This window comes from Paenibacillus sp. BIHB 4019 (assembly GCF_002741035.1).
Classification (GTDB): Bacteria; Bacillota; Bacilli; order Paenibacillales; family Paenibacillaceae; genus Pristimantibacillus.
Genome location: NZ_CP016808.1, coordinates 55954 through 73574, shown reverse-complemented (window position 1 = coordinate 73574; position 17621 = coordinate 55954). Strand labels below are relative to the sequence as shown.

The window sequence follows — 17621 nt, the reverse complement described above, 5'->3', positions numbered from 1 at the left end:
CTTCCTGCCTATCCCTTTTGAATGCTAGTAGCCGGAAAATGCGCTTACTCCAGCAGAGAATACAGCAATGGAAAAAATAAAAAAGACAACCGTGCCCATTACGCCAAGTCCGTTCAGGATGATACCGATAACTGCAAAAACCTTGCGGCGCTGCTTGGAGCAGGCTCCAATAATACCAAGAATAAGTCCGACAAATGTAATGCCGACGCTGAGAACAACCGCTACAATCGATGCCATAAAGGAGCCAGCGCCTCCCGTAATCAAATCTTCAAAGTAGGCAGGGTCCTCCATTAAGTATTCATTTCCTGTAGGAATGACACTAGCAATGGCTGCAAAAAACATTATGATGCTAATGACGCCTATAATAATAGATGCAATGGCCATGATGAAGGAAGCAATGCCAAGGCCCGAGTGCTTAAGCGGCTGGCTGGGCTGAAAAGGTGTGGGATCGGAAAATCCCGCCGATGGTGCAGACCCGTATGGATTATAATCCGGTGTCTGGGTATAGTCCGTATCCGTTTTCGTAAAGGATATCGGTGTGGAATTGTTTTTATTTTCTTCCATTAAAATATTCTCCTCCAGTATATGTAACTCGTCTTAAAACACAATTACAGTAAATTATACTCAATTCTGAAAGGAATGAAAACGAATGTTCCAAAAATATTTCACATTCGGCGCTATTGGTGCCGCTCTTGCAGTCGCATTAGGAGCTTTTGGCGCTCATGCATTAAAGGAAATGCTGCCAGCTGATTTGCTCGCTATTTTCGAAACGGGCGTACGCTATCATATGTATCATTCGCTTGGCCTTATGCTGGTTGCTCTGCTTGCAGATCGCTTGGGAGAGAGCAAGCTGCTGCTGTCTGGAGCAAGACTGCTGCTTGCGGGCATGATTATTTTCAGCGGCAGCCTTTATGTCCTCGCTTTAAGCGATATTCGCGTGCTGGGAGCCATTACACCAATCGGCGGCGTAGCTTTTCTAGCGGGCTGGGTTTGCGTCATCGTCGCGACCCTCAAGTCGCGAAAAAAAGCCGTTTGATTTTGCATAATATTTCTATGCCGGAACGGTGGTTTCGATTATAATAAGGCTAACCTTATTGGATTCGAATGTAGGAAGGAAGTTAGTGCGTGACGAAACGAACGTTTGGTCGGCCTGATAGACCGCCACGTAACGCGCTTACACAATGGTTGTCCAAGTTGTGGATTCCGTGGCTGCAAGGCGGTTTGCTGCTCAGTATCATAGGAGTATGGATGGCAGCGATGATAGTTACAGCAGTACCTTCGCTTTTCATTTGGCTGGCTTCTTGTTTAACTATGGTAATCCTGATAGGAAGCTTCGTCCTAATGGTCAGGCAGTCCAAGGCGGACAATACGCTCAGCTATCATAAACCAATGGTCGAGGCGCTGCTTCGCTCGGAAGCGGTCCCGCTCGCTATCATTGATCCAGAGGGCGTCATTATGGAATTAAATGAAGGCGCAGAGCGCACTTTTGGCTATGAACGCGCGGAGTTAATGGGAAATTGGCTGGCCTCTTTCGTAGATGCAGGCAGCCGGGATGCCTTACATACGATGCTGGAGCATTCGCTTACCGGTTGTCCAAAGCAGGGTAACGTTCATATTATACACCGGTCAGGCTATCCGCTTGAGCTGCATCTCGTATGCGCCCCCATGGTGCAGGATGGGAAGGTCATCGGAACGATGGTGGTCAGCCATGATTTGAGCGATCGCAAGCGAAATATCGAACGGATTCGTTATATGGCCTATTACGATGATAGAACGGGATTGCCGAATCGGACGCTTTTTCAAATGAGATTGAATGAGAGCCTTGCTTTTGCTCATGATCATAACCAGCTTGTGGGGCTGTGTTATATGGATTTGGATCGGTTTAAGCTTGTCAACGCCTCCTTCGGTCGCGAATTTGGCGATATGCTGCTCATGCAGGTGGCGGAACGTTTTACAAGCGTCATGTCGGAGCAGGATTTTGCTGCCAGAATGGAAGGCGATGAGTTCGCTCTGCTGTTTAAGGATTTGGAGTCGGAGGAGCAGTTGCTGAGCCGCGCCCGCATGGTGCTGCAAGCGATTGAGGAGCCCTACGAGCTTAAAGGTTTTCCAATCCAAATTACAGCGAGCATAGGTGCGGTCACTAACCGTCTGGATGAGGATGATGATTACGCGCTGCTTAATAAAGCGGATATGGCGTTAATGAAGGTGAAGCAGAATGGTCGAAACGATGCGCTGCTTTATTCCGAAAGCTGGAGCAATTATTCGTTTGAGCATTTGTCGATGCAGCATGAAATGTATCGAGCTATTCAGCGCAAGGAGTTCATTTTATATTATCAGCCGCAATATGATATGATTTCTGGCGGGATGATCGGCGTCGAGGCGCTGGTGCGCTGGAAGCATCCGATCCGGGGAATGATCCCTCCGGGCGATTTTATTCCTTTGGCCGAGGAGAGCGGCATGATTGTGCAAATTGGCGATTGGGTGCTGGAAGAGGCTTGCCGCCAAAATAAATGCTGGCAGGAGTCAGGCTTGCCGCCTATGCCTGTATCGGTTAACCTCTCTATTAGGCAGTTCGTCCAGCATGATTTGGCTAGCAAAGTTGCAGACGTGCTGACTCGTACCGGACTAGATTCGCAATATTTGGATTTGGAAATTACAGAGTCCATGACGATGGATGTGAACCATGTATCGCGCTGCCTGCTGGATTTGACGGCGCTTGGCGTTGGCATAAGCATCGACGATTTTGGCACTGGCTACAGCTCCTTTCATTATTTGAAAAACTTCCCGATCGATCGGCTCAAAATCGACCGATCCTTCGTTCGCGACATCCAACAGGACCCAAGCGATGCGGAAATTGTAGCAGCTATTATTGCCATGGCACATAATCTTAACATCCAGGTTATTGCAGAGGGTGTGGAGACACAGGAGCAAATCGAATTTTTGCGCAAGCACAACTGCGACGAAATGCAGGGGTATTTCTGGAGTGCGCCAGTCCCAAGCGACAATATTGAGCAAATGCTGGGCGGCTATTACATGTAGAAAAAAGGTCTGTTTGAATGGCTGGGAACACTTCCAGCTCATTCAAACGGACCTTTTCAATTTGTGCTGCCTTATAATCAGGAGATATAGTCTTCAATTTCATTAAGCTTGAATGTGTAGACTTGCTTCTCATCCACGTGATAGACCGTAATCATATTCGTCGTATCATCCACATTTAGAATACGGCATGGAATGCTGAGCGTAATGCCAAGGCCCTTATTTACAATAAGACGAATGAGTTTATTGCTTTTCATAAAACCGCGAATGTCTGCAAATCCGTCATAGGGATCGGAGAGTGAAGGCTCAACAACTTTAGGCTTAGCTGCTTTGACAGATGGAACGTCTTTGTCTTTGGCAGACGGTGCAGATTTGCCATTTGCTGCAGATTTATTGCTTTGTGTTTGTTTTTCATTTTGCGTTGGCCCTTTAAAATCGATCTCCATAGGAACTTGAACAGCAGCATCAGCTTTGCGTTGATCGATAACTTGTCCCAGCTGAACACCTGATAAAATCCGATAATCCACAAATCCGCCAGCATTTAAGGCATGAATGACCTGCTCCAAGGCAGCAGCGTTGCTAACGTTCTCTACTAGCAATTCTACTTGGAGTACGTATGACTGTTTTTGTGTGTTCTGCATCTGTTCTATAGTTCCTCCGACCTAATGTTAATTTTTGCATAATTACTATACCATTAATCACAATAGATATATAGTGCTAAAATTTGCTAATCGTCCAATTCGACAAAAACTTTTTTGCATATAATGCTTTGGCGGCTTTGGCAGCTAATTGATGGCAAAGGAGGTGAGCGTAAAATGATGCGGATGGTTCCTGCCACACTGCAAAATGGGCTGACCGTGCTTGGAATTGAGGTCAAGCTTCCTAAAACGACATTGCTTGCCTGGTCGACGGATAAAGGGTATATCATGTGTGGTGCGCTTGATGTTGGCCTGCTGAACGAACGGTTGCAAAATCGGGGGATTATCGCCGGGAGAGCCGTTGGCGTACGCACATTAGAGGAACTGCTTGTTGCACCTCTGGAATCGGTTACAACAACTGCGGAAGCGATGGGTATTCATGTCGGGATGAAGGGGACAGATGCCCTTTCCTTAATGGCATAATATGAAGAGCCTCTATCCTTATCTTCTGGAAAGATGGGATAGAGGCTCTTGATTTATGTTTTATTCGTTAAAAAGTTTTTTGAGATTGACATCATAAGGTGCTTGGACGATGCCCTTTTCCGTAATAATCGCTGTTACATATTCATTCGGTGTAATATCGAAGGCCGGGTTGTACACTTTCACACCTTGCGGCGCAGTACGCTTGCCAAACCCTTCGGTAATTTCCTCGGCACTGCGCTCCTCAATTGGAATTTCTGCGCCAGTCGGCGTATTGAGGTCGATCGTGGACAAGGGGCAGGCTACATATACGGGAATGCCGTGAGCCTTGGCAAGAACGGCAACGCTGTAAGTGCCGATTTTGTTAGCGACATCTCCATTAGCGGCTACGCGGTCAGTCCCAACAATGACAGCCTGAATCCAGCCTTTGGACATAACCATGCCCGCCATATTATCGCAAATCAGCGTGACATCGACGCCAGCCTGCTGCAATTCAAAAGCGGTCAGCCTAGCGCCTTGCAGTACAGGACGCGTCTCATCGGCGAATACACGGAGCGACATGCCGCGCTCAAGCGCAAGATAAAACGGCGCCAGCGCGGTGCCGTATTTAGCAGTTGCAAGTCCGCCGGCGTTGCAGTGCGTGAGCACGCCCATGCCATCCTCAAACAGCGTTAGCGCATGCTCGCCGATTAAACGGTTGGTTTCTTCATCTTCACTGTGAATCGCCAGCGCTTCATTAAGCAAAGCCTGCTTCACTTCATCAAGCGATAAATCGGCTGCAGCAAGCTGCTCCGCACGAGCTTTCATACGATCCAGAGCCCAGAACAAATTGACAGCGGTTGGCCTGGAGGTTGCCAAATATTCGGCTTGGTTCAGCACTTCCTCAAGCCAGCGCTTAGGCGTCGTTTCATTTCGGCTGCCGAGCACGACGCCATATGCAGCGGAAATGCCGATTGCTGGAGCGCCTCTTACTTTCAAATGGCGAATTGCTTCCCATACATCCTCCGAAGTAACAAGCGGCAAATATACGATTTCTTCAGGTAAAAGCCGTTGATCCAGCAAATCCAGGCGGTCCTCCGCCCAAATCACGGATTGCAAGGGGGCATTCTGGCTAGTCATTATGCAAATTCCTTTCTTTTCGAAACATTGGGATTTATTTTAACCGTGTTTTGCCGTTGCAGACAAAACAATATCAATCGCTTGCTCTATCGAAATCGCCTGACGGTTCAGGTGAATGAGCGAGGTGCCGATTTCGAGTGCCAAGCGCTGTGCTTTCTCGCGCTCCGCAGCATCCTCAATACGGTCGATGTCAGCAACGTGGGCAAGGCCTACAATGCGCCGTACCATTTTGCAGCCAGCAAAGCCGATCGAGTCTTGAAGCAGCTTGTTGATATAATATTGCTTGTAGCCTGGAGCGCTTGAGGCCAGGCGATCGACGTTGTGCTCATCCCATAAAGCGCCAAATTTGTTCTCAAATTTGGTCCAAATTTCGCGTACGCTGCCGAGCAGGTAGCTGCGGAAATCGGTCAGCTCTGCCTCGTCTTTAATCCAGTGGGCTTGACCAGCATAATTGAGCAGCAGATTGGCAATAACTGCCCCTACATCAAAGCCCATAGGACCATAATAAGCAAATTCAGGATCGATCACTTTCGTTGATTGTGCGGTAACAAATACGCTGCCGGTATGAAGATCGCCATGGAGAAGCGCCTGGGCATTCGTCAAAAACTTGTTGCGCAAAATAGCGACTTCAAGATGAAGGGCATCATCAGTGCGAAGAGCTTCTGCAGCATCGGCAATCGCTGCTTCAAAGTTATTGTTTGGCGAATCTGTATACGGATCATCAAAAATCAAATCTTCGGTTATTTTGCACAAATCCGGGTTAATAAATGCTTTGACGCGTTCCTTCTTATCCTGCTGGTTCATGCCCAGATCGGAAGTGAAAAAGAGTGTATTCGCCATGAAGGTGGAAATGTCCTCAGCGAATTTCGGATATTTGTTGCCGTCCACGAGGCCTTGGCGCATAATCACATGATCGCTGAGATCTTCCATTACCGTGAGGGCAAGCTCTGCGTCATATTGATATACGGTTGGAACAAGTCCAGGAGCCAGCTCATTTTGCAAAATCAGCGCTTCGCTTTCAATGCGTGCCCGGTCAAGCGTAAGCGGCCACGATTCTCCGACAACTTTAGCGTAAGGGAGCGCTTGTTTGACAATGAGCCCTTTACCGCTAGCTGGATCGGTAATGTGGAAGACCAAGTTCAAATTGCCATCGCCGATCTCACGGGACGAAAGCTCAGCTCCCGCAGGGAAAAAGTCAGGTATGGAGCGGGAAAATTCAATAGCTTCTTGCTCGGTTAAAGGATGATAAGCAGACAGTTTGTCCACCTCCGACTGTATTTTTAAAAAAATAAGCATTTAAGCTTAGTATATCGAATATTATTTCGACTTGGAATACCTACAAATGATAACAAATGATATAATGTTACGTAAAGTAGGCAAGGTTTTTGTCCGCTTAGGAGCTGCGAGGAAATTAACGGTACTTTATTTCGTCGCAGTCTCCAAGCTCGAATGGCAGGAAAGAGCTTGGCGGATCTGCTGGAGTGGAGGAATTTGGCATGAATAACAGCATGTTGCGGGAGCCGGTCGCTCTGAAGGAGTGGGCCGTAACCGTTAACGCATTGCGTGATGGCGAGCTTATTATGGTTTTGCGCAAAGGCGGAATCGAAGAGGAAACACGAGATTTTCAATTGGTTAGCAAAGGCTTCTACTTAATGCCTGCTTATGAGCATCAGAAGGAGCATTTGCTTAAGGCGCCATATCAAGGCCGAATCGAAAGCATAATGGAAGGCTGGTCGCCTGATATGGACAGCATAACGCTTGGCGCCTACGCGGAGGCTGTTCATGATATCGAGATCAACGATCAGGAAACGCTTGACCGGCTGCGGGAATTTCACATTTGGACGGATAAATTTTCCGAAGAAAGGCTAAAATGGAAGCGGACGAAGCCGCTGCATTTGCTTCTGCTCCGCGTGTACCGTCTTGCAGCGCCTGCTGAGCTTGAAATGTTCCCTGCCTATACCGGCTGCAAATCTTGGGTAAAGCTTGAAAGTGATCTATCAGAGGCAGCAATGGTTCCTGTTTTATCTGATGAAGAATTCGCGTCGCAAGTTGCCAAAATTCAAGCTGCGCTGAATCAGGAATAGAGATTAAGCCCGATTTATGGCGGTTTCTTGTACATTGAGTGGTCTCGGCGTTGCTTTATAACAAAACTTATAATAAAATGATTATTGAGAAGACATTGAGAATTATATTGAATCACATTATAATAGAAGCATTTTTGATTATAGGTGATTAAGTAAATAGACCAACCATGGAGGGATCAGCATATTATGGCAACGCATTTTGTCATTGATGGCCTGAAAGCGGCTATCGAAGGAAAAGAGATTTTGAAAGGCATTAACCTTGAAATCAAAGGCGGAGAAATCCACGCGATTATGGGACCAAACGGTACTGGTAAAAGTACGCTTGCTTCCGCTCTAATGGGCCACCCGAAATATGAAGTGACAGAAGGCAGCGCATTTTTGGATGGAGAAGACCTGCTTGAAATGGATGTAGATGAGAGAGCACGCGCCGGCTTGTTCCTTGCTATGCAATATCCGAGCGAAATTCCTGGCGTAACGAACTCCGATTTCTTGCGCAGTGCGATCAACGCTCGTCGTGAGGAAGGCAGCGAGATTTCCCTCATTAAATTCATTCGCCAAATGGAAGGCAAAATGAAAGCTTTGGAAATGAACCCTGAGTTCGCACATCGTTACCTGAACGAAGGCTTCTCTGGCGGTGAGAAGAAGCGTAACGAGATTTTGCAAATGACGCTGCTTGATCCGAAAATCGTCGTACTTGACGAGATTGACTCAGGTCTTGACATCGATGCCCTGAAAATCGTATCCAAAGGCGTTAATGAAATGCGCTCCGAAGATCGCGGTTTCCTTATCATTACTCACTATCAGCGTTTGCTGAACTATATTACACCTGATTTTGTACACGTTATGATGCAAGGCCGCATTGTGAAATCCGGTGGTCCGGAACTTGCTGAGCGTTTGGAAAATGAAGGTTATGACTGGGTTAAAGAAGAACTGGGCATCGTGGACGAAACGGTTGGCCAGGCCTAAGCGGAGAAAGGGGTATAACGGATGAGTACACAACTATCGACTCCGACGGACCGCCAATCTGCAGAAGCTTTGTCCCGTAGCAAAAACGAGCCTAATTGGCTGGTAGATTTGCGCGGCGAAGCGGCTGAGCTTGCTGGTACATTAGAATGGCCAAAGCCGGAGAAAGTCAAAATTGAACGCTGGAACCTGACAGCTGTAGGCAGCTACGATCAGGCAGCTCCAGCAAATGCACTAACCGATTTGCCAGAAGTTGTACGTGAATTGGTTGCTGAAGGTACTGAAAACCTCGTTATTCAGCAAAATTCAAGCCCGGTATGGACGCAGCTATCTGCTGAACTGGCAGCGAAGGGCGTTATTTTTACCGATTTGGAGACAGCTTGCAAGGAACATGGCGATCTTGTTAAGCCGTATCTGTTCCAAGCTGTAGCCAAGGATGAAGACAAATTAACAGCTTTGCATGCTGCATTATGGAATGGCGGGGTTTTCGTATACGTTCCTCGCAATGTAGAGGTGGAAATTCCACTGCAGGCTATTCTATTTAATACAAAAGCAGAGGCTTCCTTTGCACCGCATATTGTAATCGTAGCGGAAAGCAACAGCCGCGTTACGTATGTCGATTATGTCGTTACTGAACCAGGCGCTGTTACGGAGCCTTTCGTTTACCACTCGGTAGTCGAAGTTTATGTAAAAGCAGGCGCTCACGTTCGTTTCGGCTCCATCCATCATCTTGGTGGCAGCGGAGTGGACCTCACAGTTCGCCGTGCTATCATTGATAACGATGGCGTAATGGAGTGGGTACTTGGCGATTTGAGCGATGGCTCTACGCTTTCGGACACGAAGTCCGTGTTGAAAGGCAACGGTTCGCAATCGGATGCTAAAGTAATCAGCATCGGCAAAAACGCTCAGCAAATGAGCTTGACGACGCAGGCTGTACATTTCGGCCTTCGCTCCGACAGCAACATGGTTACGCGTGCGGTTATGAAGGATTCTGCTTCGGCGATTATTAACGGCATCACTAAAATCGAGAAGGGCGCTACGAAAGCTAATGGCGTTCAAACCGAAAAAGTGTTGATGCTGAGCCCGAAAGCACGCGGTGACGCGAATCCGATTTTGCTAATTGATGAAGATGATGTTACTGCAGGCCATGCAGCGAGTGTTGGGCAAGTTAACCCTGAGCAGGTTTACTATCTAATGTCCCGCGGTATTAGCAAGCAGAATGCGGAACGCCTTGTAATCTACGGCTTCCTTGCTCCTGTTGTTTCTGAAATTCCGATTGATGCGGTACGCGAACAGCTTGAGAAATTGCTCGTGCGGAAGCTCGAAGGATGAATATAGCAGCAATTCGGGAGCAGTTCCCGATTCTGCATCAAGAGATAAACGGGCATCCGCTCGTTTATCTGGACAGCGCGGCATCTTCCCAGAAGCCGCGCTCCGTCATTGATGCGATTAATCGCTATTACGAGAAGGACCACTCCAATGTGCATAGAGGCGTTCATACGCTTGGTTCGCGGGCGACTGACGCTTATGAGGGCGCAAGGGAGAAAGTGGCTTCTTTTCTGAATGCGGCACTGCCCGAAGAAATTATTTTTACGCGGGGTACGACAACCGCGCTGAATTTGGTTGCTTCAAGTTATGCCAGAAATGCATGTAAACCTGGCGATGAAATCGTTATTACGCAAATGGAGCATCACAGCAATCTCATCCCGTGGCAGCAAGTTGCGAAAGCAACTGGCGCAACGCTGAAATATATTCCGCTTCAGCCCGATGGTTCATTCACGCTAGCCGATGCTGAGCTGACGATTACAGCGAATACGAAGGTCGTTGCGATGACTTATGTATCGAATGTACTGGGCATCGTCAACCCCATTAAGGAAGTTGCGGCTATTGCACATCGCAATGGCGCCGTAATGGTCGTCGATGGCGCGCAAAGCACGCCGCATATGCGTGTTGACGTTCGTGATTTGGATTGTGATTTCTATGCTTTCTCGGGCCATAAAATGTGCGGCCCGACGGGAATTGGCGCCTTATATGGCAAGAAGGCGCTGCTCTCGAAGATGGAGCCGATTGAGTTCGGCGGAGAAATGATCGATTATGTTGACTTGTATGAGTCAACATGGAAGGACATTCCGTACCGCTTCGAAGGCGGGACGCCGATTATTGCGAACGCCGTAGGGCTGGGCGCAGCAATCGATTTTCTGCAAGAGGTTGGCATGGATGAGATTGACAAGCACCAGCGCCAACTGGCGGCATATGCTTATGACCGCTTGTCAGAGCTTGAAGGGGTCTCGATTTATGGCCCTAAGGCAGATCGTGCGGGCCTCGTTACGTTCAATCTGGGCGATGTGCATCCACATGATGTGGCGACAGTTCTTGATTCGGAGGGCATTGCCGTTCGAGCTGGTCATCATTGCTGCCAGCCGCTTATGCGTTTTCTGAACGTTTCTTCGACAGCAAGAGCAAGCTTTTATTTATATAATACCGAGCAGGACGTTGATCAGCTTATAGCTGGACTGCTCAAAACAAAGGAGTTCTTCGGTCATGCAATTGGATGATTTATACCGTAGAGTCATCATGGATCACTATAAAAATCCACGCAACCATGGAACATTGGAAGCCGATGCCGTCACGATTAAACTGAACAACCCGACCTGCGGCGACAGCATTGCGCTCCAGCTACAAGTGGAGAACGGTCTAGTCACGGACGCGAAGTTTAGTGGAGAAGGCTGCTCGATCAGCTTGAGCTCCGCCTCCATGATGACGGAAGTCGTTAAAGGCAAAACATTCGATCAGGCACTGGAGCTAGCGGATAAATTTTCTGCGCTAATGAAAGGCGAACCAGTCGAATTTGAAGATTATGAGGACATTGAGGCGCTGTCTGGTGTTAACAAGTTTCCAGCCCGCATCAAATGTGCCACCCTTTCGTGGAACGCTTTGCGCAAAGGTATCGAACAACAGCACGAGTAACATCATTATGAAAGAGGAGAGTGAATACGATGGCTAAAACAATGCCGGAAATGGAAGAATATAAGTATGGTTTCCGCGATGAGCATAAGTCGATTTTCCAATCAGGAAAAGGCTTGACGCCTGAAATCGTTCGCACTATTTCGGAAATGAAGGGCGAGCCGGAATGGATGCTCGATTTTCGTCTGAAATCACTGGAGCAGTTCAACAAAATGCCAATGCCAAATTGGGGCGGCAATATGGATGATCTGGATTTCAATGATATTCAGTATTATGTAAAACCTTCTGAGAAACAAGGCAAGACGTGGGAAGAGGTTCCTGCTGAAATTAAAGAAACGTTCGACAAGCTCGGTATTCCTGAAGCGGAACAAAAGTTTCTTGCTGGTGTATCTGCACAGTATGAATCCGAGGTTGTTTATCACAGCATGCAAGAGGATCTGGAAAAGCAAGGCGTATTGTTCACGGACATGGATACAGCGCTTCGTGAACATCCTGAAATCGTGCGTGAGTATTTCAGTACAATCATCCCACCGAATGATAATAAATTCGCTGCTTTGAATAGTGCGGTTTGGTCTGGTGGCAGCTTTATTTACGTACCAAAAGGCGTGAAATGCGAAATTCCGCTGCAAGCCTATTTCCGGATTAACTCCGAAAACATGGGACAATTTGAGCGTACGCTTATCGTTGCTGACGAAGATAGCTTCGTTCACTACGTTGAAGGCTGTACAGCTCCAGTTTACAGCACAAATTCGCTGCACAGCGCAGTTGTTGAAATCTTGGTTAAGAAAAATGCCCGCGTTCGTTATACGACGATTCAAAACTGGGCACCAAACATTTTCAACCTCGTTACAAAACGTGCAGTTGCGGATGAAAATGCGACAATGGAATGGGTAGATGGCAACATCGGCTCCAAATTGACGATGAAATATCCGGCTGTTGTGCTTCGTGGCCGCGGTGCGAAAGGTATGGTATTATCGATCGCAGTAGCCGGTAAAAACCAACACCAGGATGCAGGCGCGAAAATGATTCACCTTGCTCCAGATACGACGTCGACGATTGTTTCCAAGTCGATCAGTAAGCATGGCGGTAAAGTAACGTACCGCGGTCTTGCTTCATTCGGTCGTAATTCGGATGGCGCGAAATCTAACATTAAATGTGATACATTGATTTTGGATAATGAATCCACTTCGGATACAATTCCATACAATGAGATCATGAACGATAACATTACTTTGGAGCATGAAGCTACAGTATCCAAAGTTTCCGAGGACCAATTGTTCTATCTGATGAGCCGTGGCTTGTCGGAAGCGGAAGCAACACAAATGATCGTTATGGGCTTTATCGAGCCATTCACGAAAGAGCTGCCGATGGAATATGCGGTAGAAATGAACCGTCTTATCAAGTTTGAGATGGAAGGTTCTATCGGTTAAGCCTACAAGCTTGACGATTTAGACGGAAAAACGGCAAAAATGCCTGTTCCCTCACTGGTTGCTTTCAATCAGCTAAGGGAGCAGGCATTTTGTTATACGAAAATTTCTTTGATTTTGAGATGGCGTTCAACAGTCAAATCTATAAATTCATGATTAATTTGCAGCAACGGCCTGAAAAATTCGGTTGGATGAGTCATGACAATAATACCTGTCTCACCAGTTTCCAAATAAGCTTTTTTACCAATGAAGTTGGGGATCATATGCTTTATGAATGTATGTGCAATATGTGGATCCAGCTCTCTGAAGCTCAGCTTGTAAAGTTCCTTCAATACATAAAATAAATCGCGTTTTTTCTGATAAACCCGTTCGGAAATCATAGCGCTGTAAATATCGACAACTGAAATAAGCTTAGAAACAGGCTCGATTTGGTCGCCATTAAGACCTTTCGGATAACCGCTGCCATCATTACGTTCATGATGCTCCAACGCACTTAAGGCAATGTAGCGTTCATCAAAGGATTTTTTTATAATGTCATAGCCGTATATCGTATGGTTTTTGATTTCATCGAACTCTTCCTTTGTAAGCTTGCCGGGCTTGTTAAGAATGGTTTCAGGAATTTGACTTTTTCCGATATCATGAAGGAATCCGGCTTTACCAATTTGCACTGATTTTTTTACGGAGTAGCCGAGCCAGGTAGCCAGATAATAGGCCAGCATGCCCACTTGTACGGAGTGTTGGTACGTGTAGTCGTCTTTCGTGTTAAGCAGCAGCAGCATAGATACGACGTCTCGCTCCATGTTAAGATGCTTAATCAGCGGCTGGAAGGCATCCTCGACTTCTTGCTCATCAATGGTCTGGTCCTCGCTTGCTTTGGCAAAAAGATTATGAAAGCCTTGAATCGCATTATCATAATCCGGTTGTACAGAAGGAAGCCACTTGGGACTAACGGTTTGCTCCAATGTGCGATCCGGTAAATTAACAATAGGGACAGATTCAACTTCAACATAATCGATTTGATGTTGAAGCAGCTTTGATATTTCTTTATTTTCCAGCAAGGTGCCTTTAGAAAGCACATGCAGACCGTATCCATTAAAGGTATCTTTTAATAAACGGTCTCCCGTTTTTAAATCAGTTACGTGAACCTTCATCGCTGCACCTCTATTGAATAGTTGATCACTTAAGTAGTATAGTAGCAATGATTTGAGGGTATGGCAATATGAGGAACTTTAATTTGAGTCTAAATACCCACTAATTTCGACAAAAAACGCTCTTTTTTTATCTTGATAATGTTTCAGGTAGTCTTAAGACCTATTTTTATGCTTTTGAATGGAAATATTTGATAAGCGATTTAGTTTAGGCTTCATCTGGAGAGTTTGCTAACGGTGTATCAGGATTCCAAGGGCCAAGCTGATGGCCTTTCCATTCTGAACCATCCTCCCAAATTTCCTTTTTCCAGATCGGAACGATTTGCTTCAATCGTTCGATCGCGTACCGGCTGGCGTCATAACAGCTAGCACGATGCGGCGAAGAAATAGCAATGACTACACTAGTCTCTGCAATGTCGACAATGCCAAGCCGATGTGTAATGGCACACAAGGTTCCTGGCCATTGCTGTTCAAGTTCATCACCGATTTGTTTCATCATTTTAACAGCCATCGGTTCATAAGCTTCATATTCCAAGCGAATGGTACGCTGCCCTTGCGTCCACTCTCGCGTCGTTCCGACAAAAGCAATGGAAGCACCATGCCCGGGAACAATAACTTTGGCTAAAACCTCCTCTGTCGTAATTTTCTCATTAGTTAGCATGTACAATTGTTCTAGGGGAGATTTTTGTTCATCTTCATTAGAGTGTTCAGCTTGTCCTCCCGAAACGGGGGGGAGAAGCGCAAGCTCATCAGTGGCGTTTACGATGCTGTCTGCTTGAGCGTAAGCGTGGTTGCAGGCAAGAAATGAGATGCTTAAAATATCCACTTGTTCGGGATAGGAAGCGATCAAGTGCTTCTTCAGTTCTGCCACCGTCATATTTTGCTCAGCAGTCTCTATAATAAGAGAACGCACACCAAAGCGCTCTGACAAACCTGCAAATAAATCAATTTTCCATTGCGTAATCATGTTATTTAACCTCACGTAATGATATAGATGTACTATAACAGCATACCATAATCTATAGAAAAATGTTATGCTAAAGAGACAGCCTAAGACAGTTAGGCGGGCGTTTATAACTTTTAAATTTAGGGGAGGCAGGCATGGATTCCAAACCACGATTAGAGCAAAATATTGTTATTTTACACACCAATGATATTCATAGTCGCTTGGAAAATGCTGCACGAATTGCTTCCTATATAGCTGATCAACGTCGCGTTCACGGTAAGGACAACTTGTTAGTCCTCGATATCGGCGACCATATGGACAGAATGAGAAGTGAAACAGAAGGCAGTGACGGCATGGTGAATGTTGCACTGCTTAATGAAGCAGGTTATGATGCGGTAACTATTGGGAATAATGAAGGGCTAACGTATTCCAAGGAAAGACTGGCCGAATTATATGGCAAACATGCTGAATTTGCCGTTTTAGGGGCGAATATGTTGGATGCGGCAACGAACAAGCAACCGCTGTGGCTGCTGCCTCATATTATTGTAAATAAAGGCCATATAAAAATTGGTTTAATTGGTGTTACGGCAAATTTTACGGATTTTTATGTTTTGCTCGGTTGGAATGCGACGGACCCTTTCGAAGCAATTCAAAAGCAAGTGGAGCAATTGCGTGAAGAAGTGGATTTAATCATCGTGTTGTCCCATCTAGGACTGGCGAATGATGAGCGGATAGCGCAAGAATTGACAGGTGTTGACTTGGTATTAGGTGCTCATACCCATCATTTGCTTGAGGAAGCACTGCAAGTAAAACAAACTTCGATTTGTGCAGCTGGGAAATTTGGCGAGCATATTGGGCGTGTGGAAATTTCGCTGGGGACTGCTGCTGCTAAACCGCAAATAAAGGCGGCTTGTGTACCGACTGCTGCTTTTGAAGAACAACCGGAAGCTGAAGCTATTATTGCAAAATATAAAGAAGAAGGGCTCGCACGACTCAATCGTACAGTCGCGCGTATTGATGAGCCTCTTTCGACGGCTATTGCGCGCGAGTCGCCGCTCGCCAATTTGCTTGCAGCAGGTCTAAAGAGGCATACTGCAGCAGAAATCGCGATTGTAAATACCGGACAACTGCTAGGCGGCTTGCAGCAGGGAGAAGTGACCGCTGGACAGCTGCATGCGTTATGCCCGTCTCCAATAAACCCTTGCAAAATGCAGCTTACTGGCAGGCATATTAAGGAGGCTCTTGAGCAATCCCTTCTGCCGGAGTATATGGATAAGCGAATTAAAGGTTATGGGTTTCGCGGTGAAGTATTAGGAACCCTTGCAGTAGACGGTCTCCAAATTATTTTTGATTCCGAACGGCCGCCGCTGGACCGAATCGTTAAGATATTGGTCAATGGACAAACTCTAATGGAAGATAAATGGTATAATGTAGCTTCCATTGACATGTTCACGTTCCATATCGGCTATTTGTCATTAGGACAAGGAGTCAATATAGATTATTTTTTGCCGGAATTTATTCGTGACGTATTGGCTGAAGCATTGAAAGAACAGGCAAATATTGTGGATTGCAAGCTGCCTAGGTGGAATAATATAGCATCAACGATATAACATTTTTATTAATTTTATCCGATGTATTAATTAAGAAGAAACCACTCAGTCAAGGAAGGATCGAGAAAATGCGTTTGATGCCTATAACAAAGACTCAGCCCGGCATGCGATTGGCCAAAAAGATTTTCTCACATGATGGTTTAGTGCTGTTAGGAGAAAATGTTGAGCTGACCAGTCGGCTTATTACCCGGCTCAAACAATGTGGAATACAGTATATATATATTCTTGATCCGAAAACCGATGATATTATGATGCCAGAAATCATTCGCGAGGAAACGCTGCTAGTTGCCTTAAAGGAAATCCGTACAAATTTTCGTGATATGATGGATCGACCAAAGCGTAAAAAAGGCGTTACGTATCCGTATATTGGCCAAACCTTCAAACAAATGATGAATTTGATTATTGATGATTTGTCCGCTCATAAGGATGCGATGATTATGCTGATGAATATGGGAACGGTAGATCATTATTTATATCAGCATTCTTTAAATGTGTGCGTCTACACGACCATTCTTGGCATAGCCTACAATTATTCACATGAAGAACTAATGACTCTCGGTATGGGGGCGCTGCTTCATGATATTGGAAAAACACAAATTCCAATTGATGTCCTTCAAAAGCCAGGAGCGTTAACTCCCGATGAATTCATCATGATGAAAAATCACGCTCGTTTTGGCTTTGAGCTATTAAAGGATGAGCCCAATCTGCCGCTAATTGTGGCTCATTGTGCCTATCAGCATCATGAACGGCTGGATGGCAGCGGATATCCAAGAGGAATTAAAGGCAATGAAATCCATGAGTATGCAAAGTGGATCGGGTTAGTTGATTCATATGACGCTATGACGACTAATCGGATTTACCGCGCCCCGATGCTACCGCATCATGCTATTGAGCTTCTGTATGCAGGAACTGGAACCTTATACGAACAGCATATGGTACAATTATTCCGAGATAAGGTAGCCATTTATCCTATTGGTATCACAGTGAAAATCAATACAGGGGAATCAGGTGTTGTAGTGGATTTTAATCATGCCTATCCACATCGACCGATTATTCGTATATTAAGCAACGAGGTTGGGGAAGATCTCGCTGTTCCCTATGAAATCGACATGTCCAAGCAGCTAAGCATAATGATTATAAGCGTAAATGATGAACAAAATGATTTGCCTGTACTATCAGCTAAAAATGGGTAATAGCATGAAGAGC

At 46.0% G+C, this 17621-nt stretch carries 17 protein-coding genes; 11 read left to right on the top strand and 6 right to left on the bottom strand.

The window, feature by feature from the left end:
* Nucleotides 1-24: 24 nt before the first annotated feature.
* Nucleotides 25-564, bottom strand: coding sequence for a hypothetical protein (locus tag BBD42_RS00335; RefSeq protein WP_099516524.1), 540 nt, complete (start codon nucleotides 562-564; stop codon nucleotides 25-27).
* A gap of 85 nt (nucleotides 565-649) precedes the next feature.
* Here BBD42_RS00335 and BBD42_RS00330 point away from each other — a divergent pair, with 85 nt between their 5' ends.
* Nucleotides 650-1036, top strand: coding sequence for a DUF423 domain-containing protein (locus BBD42_RS00330; RefSeq protein ID WP_099516523.1), 387 nt, complete (start codon nucleotides 650-652; stop codon nucleotides 1034-1036).
* 305 nt (nucleotides 1037-1341) lie between these two features.
* Nucleotides 1342-3039, top strand: a complete 1698-nt coding sequence (locus BBD42_RS00325; protein ID WP_237163307.1) for a putative bifunctional diguanylate cyclase/phosphodiesterase — start codon at nucleotides 1342-1344, stop codon at nucleotides 3037-3039.
* Nucleotides 3040-3116: 77 nt separating this feature from the next.
* Here the strand turns inward: BBD42_RS00325 and BBD42_RS00320 are convergent, their stop codons facing one another.
* Nucleotides 3117-3677: a hypothetical protein gene (locus BBD42_RS00320; RefSeq protein ID WP_099516522.1), complete on the bottom strand. Its 561-nt coding sequence runs from the start codon at nucleotides 3675-3677 to the stop codon at nucleotides 3117-3119.
* 174 nt (nucleotides 3678-3851) lie between these two features.
* Between BBD42_RS00320 and BBD42_RS00315 the strand changes: the two genes are divergently transcribed.
* The gene (locus tag BBD42_RS00315; RefSeq protein WP_056039747.1) at nucleotides 3852-4157 is read left to right on the top strand and encodes a YunC family protein; all 306 of its coding nucleotides are present in this window, start codon (nucleotides 3852-3854) and stop codon (nucleotides 4155-4157) included.
* A gap of 60 nt (nucleotides 4158-4217) precedes the next feature.
* Here BBD42_RS00315 and mtnA read toward each other — a convergent pair whose 3' ends face one another.
* Nucleotides 4218-5273 (bottom strand): S-methyl-5-thioribose-1-phosphate isomerase, encoded by a 1056-nt coding sequence (mtnA, locus tag BBD42_RS00310; protein ID WP_099516521.1) that lies wholly within the window; start codon nucleotides 5271-5273, stop codon nucleotides 4218-4220.
* A 39-nt stretch (nucleotides 5274-5312) separates the two neighbouring features.
* On the bottom strand, nucleotides 5313-6530 hold the full coding sequence (mtnK, locus tag BBD42_RS00305; RefSeq protein WP_099521367.1) for an S-methyl-5-thioribose kinase: 1218 nt from the start codon (nucleotides 6528-6530) through the stop codon (nucleotides 5313-5315).
* Between the two features lie 239 nt (nucleotides 6531-6769).
* Here mtnK and BBD42_RS00300 point away from each other — a divergent pair, with 239 nt between their 5' ends.
* From BBD42_RS00300 to sufB, 6 genes are all read left to right on the top strand, one after another.
* Nucleotides 6770-7357, top strand: coding sequence for a DUF1802 family protein (locus BBD42_RS00300; protein ID WP_099516520.1), 588 nt, complete (start codon nucleotides 6770-6772; stop codon nucleotides 7355-7357).
* A gap of 186 nt (nucleotides 7358-7543) precedes the next feature.
* Nucleotides 7544-8323 carry a Fe-S cluster assembly ATPase SufC gene (gene sufC / locus BBD42_RS00295; protein WP_056039751.1) on the top strand — a complete coding sequence of 260 codons (780 nt, stop codon included), beginning with the start codon at nucleotides 7544-7546 and terminating at the stop codon, nucleotides 8321-8323.
* A gap of 21 nt (nucleotides 8324-8344) precedes the next feature.
* Complete coding sequence (gene sufD / locus BBD42_RS00290) at nucleotides 8345-9652, top strand: Fe-S cluster assembly protein SufD (RefSeq protein WP_056039753.1); 1308 nt, start codon at nucleotides 8345-8347, stop codon at nucleotides 9650-9652.
* Nucleotides 9649-10875, top strand: a complete 1227-nt coding sequence (locus BBD42_RS00285; protein WP_099516519.1) for a cysteine desulfurase — start codon at nucleotides 9649-9651, stop codon at nucleotides 10873-10875. The genes sufD and BBD42_RS00285 overlap by 4 nt, the downstream gene beginning before the upstream one ends.
* The gene (gene sufU / locus BBD42_RS00280) at nucleotides 10862-11287 is read left to right on the top strand and encodes a Fe-S cluster assembly sulfur transfer protein SufU (RefSeq protein ID WP_056039756.1); all 426 of its coding nucleotides are present in this window, start codon (nucleotides 10862-10864) and stop codon (nucleotides 11285-11287) included. Before BBD42_RS00285 ends, sufU begins: the two co-directional genes overlap by 14 nt.
* Nucleotides 11288-11316: 29 nt before the next feature.
* Nucleotides 11317-12714, top strand: coding sequence for a Fe-S cluster assembly protein SufB (gene sufB, locus BBD42_RS00275; protein WP_056039758.1), 1398 nt, complete (start codon nucleotides 11317-11319; stop codon nucleotides 12712-12714).
* A gap of 92 nt (nucleotides 12715-12806) precedes the next feature.
* On the opposite strand, the gene BBD42_RS00270 is transcribed toward sufB, so the two are convergent.
* Nucleotides 12807-13862, bottom strand: coding sequence for an HD-GYP domain-containing protein (locus tag BBD42_RS00270; protein ID WP_099516518.1), 1056 nt, complete (start codon nucleotides 13860-13862; stop codon nucleotides 12807-12809).
* 205 nt (nucleotides 13863-14067) lie between these two features.
* Nucleotides 14068-14826, bottom strand: coding sequence for a molybdenum cofactor biosynthesis protein (locus tag BBD42_RS32635; RefSeq protein ID WP_099516517.1), 759 nt, complete (start codon nucleotides 14824-14826; stop codon nucleotides 14068-14070).
* Between the two features lie 134 nt (nucleotides 14827-14960).
* On the opposite strand from BBD42_RS32635, the gene BBD42_RS00260 reads away from it, so the two are divergent.
* Nucleotides 14961-16415 (top strand): bifunctional metallophosphatase/5'-nucleotidase, encoded by a 1455-nt coding sequence (locus BBD42_RS00260; RefSeq protein ID WP_099516516.1) that lies wholly within the window; start codon nucleotides 14961-14963, stop codon nucleotides 16413-16415.
* A 68-nt stretch (nucleotides 16416-16483) separates the two neighbouring features.
* Entirely contained in the window at nucleotides 16484-17608 is a 1125-nt protein-coding gene (locus BBD42_RS00255) for an HD-GYP domain-containing protein (RefSeq protein WP_056039766.1), read from the top strand.
* Nucleotides 17609-17621: the final 13 nt, after the last annotated feature.

Coding starts and splice junctions, on each gene's coding strand:
- BBD42_RS00335 (WP_099516524.1), bottom strand. CDS start 564: ATGGAAGAAAATAAAAACAATTCCACACCGATATCCTTTACGAAAACG.
- BBD42_RS00330 (WP_099516523.1), top strand. CDS start 650: ATGTTCCAAAAATATTTCACATTCGGCGCTATTGGTGCCGCTCTTGCA.
- BBD42_RS00325 (WP_237163307.1), top strand. CDS start 1,342: ATGGTCAGGCAGTCCAAGGCGGACAATACGCTCAGCTATCATAAACCA.
- BBD42_RS00320 (WP_099516522.1), bottom strand. CDS start 3,677: ATGCAGAACACACAAAAACAGTCATACGTACTCCAAGTAGAATTGCTA.
- BBD42_RS00315 (WP_056039747.1), top strand. CDS start 3,852: ATGATGCGGATGGTTCCTGCCACACTGCAAAATGGGCTGACCGTGCTT.
- mtnA (WP_099516521.1), bottom strand. CDS start 5,273: ATGACTAGCCAGAATGCCCCCTTGCAATCCGTGATTTGGGCGGAGGAC.
- BBD42_RS00300 (WP_099516520.1), top strand. CDS start 6,770: ATGAATAACAGCATGTTGCGGGAGCCGGTCGCTCTGAAGGAGTGGGCC.
- sufC (WP_056039751.1), top strand. CDS start 7,544: ATGGCAACGCATTTTGTCATTGATGGCCTGAAAGCGGCTATCGAAGGA.
- sufD (WP_056039753.1), top strand. CDS start 8,345: ATGAGTACACAACTATCGACTCCGACGGACCGCCAATCTGCAGAAGCT.
- BBD42_RS00285 (WP_099516519.1), top strand. CDS start 9,649: ATGAATATAGCAGCAATTCGGGAGCAGTTCCCGATTCTGCATCAAGAG.
- sufU (WP_056039756.1), top strand. CDS start 10,862: ATGCAATTGGATGATTTATACCGTAGAGTCATCATGGATCACTATAAA.
- sufB (WP_056039758.1), top strand. CDS start 11,317: ATGGCTAAAACAATGCCGGAAATGGAAGAATATAAGTATGGTTTCCGC.
- BBD42_RS00270 (WP_099516518.1), bottom strand. CDS start 13,862: ATGAAGGTTCACGTAACTGATTTAAAAACGGGAGACCGTTTATTAAAA.
- BBD42_RS32635 (WP_099516517.1), bottom strand. CDS start 14,826: ATGATTACGCAATGGAAAATTGATTTATTTGCAGGTTTGTCAGAGCGC.
- BBD42_RS00260 (WP_099516516.1), top strand. CDS start 14,961: ATGGATTCCAAACCACGATTAGAGCAAAATATTGTTATTTTACACACC.
- BBD42_RS00255 (WP_056039766.1), top strand. CDS start 16,484: ATGCGTTTGATGCCTATAACAAAGACTCAGCCCGGCATGCGATTGGCC.